The sequence below is a fragment of the Emticicia sp. MM genome (assembly GCF_001649495.1).
In genome coordinates, this window is the sequence record NZ_LXHX01000053.1 from 1 (window position 1) to 5760 (window position 5760).

A 5760-nucleotide genomic window follows, 5' to 3' on the forward strand; every position below is an offset into this window, starting at 1 on the left:
CAACCTCTTTTTTTATATGAAATTTTATTTTTCACTGATACCAAATTTATCGGCAAATTTTCTGTAAAGTCTTTTTTGCTTATCGTCAAGGTCGATTTTCTTTCCTCTAATGAAAGCATGACTAACTTTATTGGTTCTCATATCTAAGATATCACCTTCAGAAACGGCAATTGTAGCCAATTTACCTACTTCAAGTGAGCCCACTTGTTTATCAATACCAAGTATTTGGGCATTGTTTAATGTTATTAACTTAAGAGCCTCCTCCTTGTCCAAACCAAAAGCTGCTGCAGTTCCTGCCACAAATGGTAAATTACGTGTTTTGTAGAATTCTTCAGTGTAGAAAAGTCCAGTTAATATTCCTGCATTAGCTAATTTTGCTGGTAATTTATAAGGATTCCAAACGCCTTCATCTGTTGTGTTAGGCAAACGATGAGTAGGAGAAACTATTACCGGAATGTTATTAGCTTTTAAGAAATCAATGGCCAATTCAGCCTCTTCTCCACCAACTACTACTATACTTTTAACTTTGTACTTTTGTGCCATTTGGCATGCCTCAATGATTTCTTTTCCATAGTTAGTACGAATAAACAATTTCTTTGAACCATCAAATAAACCCTTCATTGCCTCTAATTTTGCATTTTTAGGATTTGGATTTGAGATTTCATTGTATGCAAGGGCATCTGCGAAAAAAACTTGAAGTTCATTTTTTTGCTCAATATATTTATCGTTTTTCTTTACAACAAATTTAGCTTCTTCTGGACTAAACTGTCTGGCAATTAAGGTTGGATAATTTAACCAAACACCATCGTCTTTTTTCAATGCAGCATCTTCCCAGTTCCATCCATCATATTCCATGATTGAAGATGTACCAGAAATAACACCACCTTCTGGTGTTGTTTGTCCAATCAATACACCATTACCTCTAACCGTAGGAATAATTTCTGAATCTGTATTGTGAGCAATCAAGGAGCGAATATTTGGGTTAAATTGTCCAGTTTCAGCTTGGTCAAAAGTTGAACGAACTGAGCCAATTTCAACAAGCCCAACTAAAGCGGCAGGTGCAATAATGCCTGGATAAACAGATTTGCCAGATACATTGATTACTTCCGTAGAATTTTTATCAAAATTAGTATTTGCATCACCAATGGCTGTAATTATTCCTTTGTCAAAAACAACGGTTCCATTTGTAATAATTTTTCCATTTCCAACGTGAATAGTACCACCAACTAAAGCAATTGGTTTACTTTGCGGAGAAGCAGGAGCAGGGTTTTGAGCAAATACTCCAATATTTATTAAAAGTAAGCTGAGAAGTGATAAACGTTTTTTCATTGGGCAGGTTTTAGTTTGATGAACAAATTTTATGAAAAATAAGTGTATTTCCAAATATAGAATTTAATTCTTTCTAGTTTTTTAAAAGCTATTAATCAGTAAATTGAGAAAAATGTTTTACATTGGAAATTACTTTCAATAATACACTAATGAGTCAATTATACACAAATTTAGCAAAAGTCTATCATGAAATCTATCAAAAGCTCTTTGATTACGACCAAGAGTTTAAGTTTTACGATAAACATCTGAAAGAAAATGATGTAAGGTCTGTTTTAGAGATTGGTTGTGGAACAGGAAACTTAGCTAAAAGATTAATAAATGCTAAGTTTGATTATTTTGGAGTAGATTTATTTCAAGAGATGCTTGATATTGCAGCAACCAATGCACACAAAGAATATTTTTTACAAGCAGATGTTCGTTCAATGAAGCTTGATAAAACTTTTGATTGTGTAATTATTACAGGGAGAAGCATTAGTTATTTGACTGAAAATAAAGGAATTATTGAAGCACTCAATTGTATTAATAATTCTCTAAAAATGGATGGATTGCTTCTTTTTGATGCCATTGATGCAGAAAAAATGTTTCTTGATTTTAAAGAAATTCGAACCGATAAACTTGAAGTAGAGTTTGGGCAAAACAAGTATAAAAGAGTAAGTAAAAGCAAGAAAAATTTATCTTCAGGTTGGACTTGGGACTGGGAATCAATATATTATCAATCGAATGATTATGGTATTTATGAAAAAATAGGAGAGGATTTCTCAACTTTGCGAGCATTTATTAAAGATGAATTAACATTATTTTTGAAAATGTGCGGTTTTGAATTAATTAGTATTCTTCCTAAAAAATCTTATGCTTGGGAAGATAATTTTTATATTGTAAGAAAGGTAGCTTATGATTTTTAGAAGATTTGATTTTGATAAAGATGCAGATGTAATATGGGAAATATTACATTTAGTTATAGAAAGTGGAGATACATTAGTTTTTGCTCCTGATTCGTCAAAGGAAAAAATGCTTAACTATTGGGGAGCCGATGATAAGTTCGCCTATATATGCGAAATCGAAAATGAAGTTGTCGGTACATTTTATATAAAAGCAAATCAACCAGATTTGGGCTCACATGTGGCAAATGCAGGTTATTTAGTGCATCCAATGCATAGAGGAAAAGGTATTGCTGAGGCAATGTGTAGGTTTTCGCTTGAAGAAGCTAAAAGGCTAGATTTTAAAGCTATGCAATTTAATATTGTGATTAGTACGAATGAGGTAGCCGTTAGACTTTGGCAAAAGTGTGGTTTTGAAATTGTAGGTCGTATTCCAAAAGCATTTCAACATCAAAAATTAGGCTTAGTTGATGCATTTGTAATGTATCAATGGTTAGAATAAAAAAGACTTCGAATATTCGAAGTCTTTTTTGTATTTCCTTAAATTTCTAATTAGAATTTGATGGTAATATTTGCATTGAAAACTGTTCCTAATTGGCTGAATTGTGAGCCGTTATAACCTAAAATGTCATAACGTCCACTAAAGCCTAAGAAACCTCTCAATAATGATTTTGCTTGTGCATCTTTCAAGACACTTTCTCCTTTTGAATTCAAAGCAACTAAATCCCACTTTGGTAATACATTAAATAGGTTATTAGCGTTTAAAGTCATCGAAACTTTATTGTTAAATGAGTAGCCAATGCTTAAATCAGTTACAACGGCTGGTTTAAATTCTGCTTTGATATTTTCCATATCACTTCCGCCATTATCTAAATCTTGGAAGGCAGTTGGACCAAATAATGTATTAGTCAAATTAAAGAACCATTTATTTAACTGGTAGTCAAATCCAAGAATGGCTTTATATTTTGGTCGGCTTTCTGTTAGTAATGATTTAATTTGGGTATTTAAGATGCTTGAACCTGCTGCTTTAATGGCTGCTGGTTCTTGTGGAGTACCAACAATTTTATTTTGTAGCATCACATTTCCAGCAAGGTTAATACCTAACTTGCCTGAACCCAAAGCAATATTTCTGTATGAAATTACATAGTCTAAACCAGAGGTTTTGGTTTGAATTCCATTAATGAAGAATTGTACAGTACGAACTCCAGCTTGTGAAAGAATTTTTCCTAAAGTAGAATTGGCATCAGCTGATGATATAGATGAACTATATACAATTCTATCTTTAACTCCAATATTGAAATAATCTAAAGTAATGCTAAAGTTTTTTGTAGGGTTGATTGCTACACCTACCGTGAAGTTGGTTGATTTTTCAGGCTTCAAAGCGGGAATTCCCAAAAGTCTTGCTTGCGTACTGCGGTTATTGAATAATCCTGAAAGTTGTATAGTTCCACCAACAAATGCTGCTTGTGTTGATTGAGCATATATTTGGTGAAGTGTTGGTGCTCTAAACCCAGTAGATGCCGAGCCCCTTAGGATAATTTTATCATCAGCAAGTTTATATCTAGATGAAAGTTTCCAAACGGTAGCATTGCCAAAATCACTATATTTTTCTGAGCGAATTGTTCCATTAATTAAGAAATCTTTGGTCAAATCATAACTTAGGTCTAGGTAGCCACCAATGTTAAAGCGTTTATTGGTTCCAGCATTTTCTTTATTGATGCCAGGGAAAGAGTTGGCTCCTTCGCCTTCATAAGATTTTTCATCACCAGCAACAATAGTATATGCTTCCGAACGAGCCTCCATACCCAGAGCGATGCCTAATTTTTCTGACACTTGTTTAGAAATATCAATATTTCCTACAATATGACTGAAACCATAACCACCAGGCTTGAATCTTGTTGGAGATGATGTACCTAAAGTTCTATTGACAGTGTTATCGACGGTATAATCTTGCGTATTTCCACCAACAGTTAAACTTGCATCGTGCTTCCACCCACCGTGTTCTCCTTTAGCTCCAACTGTCGCATTGTAATCAAGAAGGTTACCTTCAAATGTTGGTACATATCCTATATAGCCTTTGTAAATATTTACATCGTCCTCAGGAAATGCTAGTGTTTCTTTAGTAAGATAGTTTTTCCCACCGTTATCAGTCACACTATGTAATAATCCTCTATCTTGACGCCAATATGGAGTTCGATAGTTTGCAAAGCTCAAAACTCTTTTGGTAACCATTGCGGCATTAGCATAAAGTTCATTATTATTTCCTAAAGGAACGGTTCCATTGATTAAAAATTTAGCTGCAGTTGTTGCACCAGTACCATTGATATTTCCTGCGGTAGGGTAGTCTTTTAAGTAGTTGGTGATAAGTGCATCTTGTGCTGGACTACCACCAAATGTGGCAAGTTCAGTTGCTAAATCAACCTTACCCGAACGAACAGCACTATTTGATTGTGATAAGTTTACAGTATAATTGATTGAACCACCTTTGGCAAAATTAGCTCCACTATTAAGGGCTAAGCTATACATTCCACCATCTCCTTTAGAGGTAACTCCTGAATTGATATTAAGAGAAGTATACTCGTATTTATCTTTTAATATTACGTTCATTACCCCTGCAATTGCATCAGAACCGTATTGTGCAGATGCTCCATCACGAAGAATTTCCACTCTTTTAATTGCTTCTTGTGGAATGGCCGAAAGGTCAACCCCAGTTTCACCACGACCTGGTGAAAACTGTACATAGAGTAATGAGCTTAAATTTTTACGTTTGCCGTTAACTAAAATTAATGTACGACTTGGACCCATATTTCTAATTTCATAAGGGTCTAGTAGAGTTGTCGCATCATTAACTGGTGTATTAACCGTGTTGAATGATGGTACACGGTATTGAAGTGCCTTATCAAAGGTTGGTTGCCCTGTTGTTTTGAGTTCATTTGATGAAAGTATATCAATCGGTAAAGGCGAATCTACTATTGACCTTTGTGTTGCACGGCTTCCTACAACTACTACTTCATTTAATGACTTTTCATCATTTTTTAAAGTTATGTCAATAGTTGAATTATTTCCAACGGGGATTTCTTGTGCAACAACTCCTACTGCAGAAAATTGTAGAATATCATTGTTATTGGCACCAATTGAATATTTACCATCTATATCTGTTGTAGTACCTTTTGTACCACCTTTGATTTTAATGGTTACTCCAGGAAGAGCGGCTCCTGTACCATCTTTAACTGTTCCGGAGATTGTGCGAGATTGTGCGAAAAGGTCAATGCTTAGAAACAGCAAACCCATTAACACTGAGTAAGTGAAACGATTCATCATAAATTATAAGTTTTTATTTGGTTTTTGTTAAGATTAACAGCCACTAAGTTAAATTTATTATTCTATTAAATCCAAATATTCGGAATAAAATTTTACCGATATTAAATAATGCAGAAGAAAATAATGGCATTTATGGAGATTTCGTTATTAATACCTGTTTTATTATTAATAAATTTTAATAATAAGTATTATTGCTTAGTAAATTTTGAATATATGATTAAAATAATAAATA

General features: G+C 33.7%; 4 protein-coding genes. 2 read left to right on the plus strand and 2 right to left on the minus strand.

Translation table 11 applies throughout. From position 1 onward, the window contains the following. Nucleotides 1-24: 24 nt before the first annotated feature. Nucleotides 25-1329: an amidohydrolase family protein gene (locus A6M55_RS07250; RefSeq protein WP_064197082.1), complete on the minus strand. Its 1305-nt coding sequence runs from the start codon at nt 1327-1329 to the stop codon at nt 25-27. Between the two features lie 149 nt (nt 1330-1478). Between A6M55_RS07250 and A6M55_RS07255 the strand changes: the two genes are divergently transcribed. Together A6M55_RS07255 and A6M55_RS07260 are read left to right on the plus strand one after the other, a co-directional pair. Next, entirely contained in the window at nt 1479-2231 is a 753-nt protein-coding gene (locus A6M55_RS07255) for a class I SAM-dependent methyltransferase (protein WP_064197083.1), read from the plus strand. Continuing rightward, a complete protein-coding gene (locus A6M55_RS07260) occupies nt 2221-2709 on the plus strand; it encodes a GNAT family N-acetyltransferase (RefSeq protein ID WP_064197084.1) in 489 nt (162 codons plus the stop codon). Before A6M55_RS07255 ends, A6M55_RS07260 begins: the two co-directional genes overlap by 11 nt. A 50-nt stretch (nt 2710-2759) precedes the next feature. On the opposite strand, the gene A6M55_RS07265 is transcribed toward A6M55_RS07260, so the two are convergent. Next, nucleotides 2760-5528, minus strand: a complete 2769-nt coding sequence (locus A6M55_RS07265; RefSeq protein WP_082892947.1) for a TonB-dependent receptor — start codon at nt 5526-5528, stop codon at nt 2760-2762. Nucleotides 5529-5760: the final 232 nt, after the last annotated feature.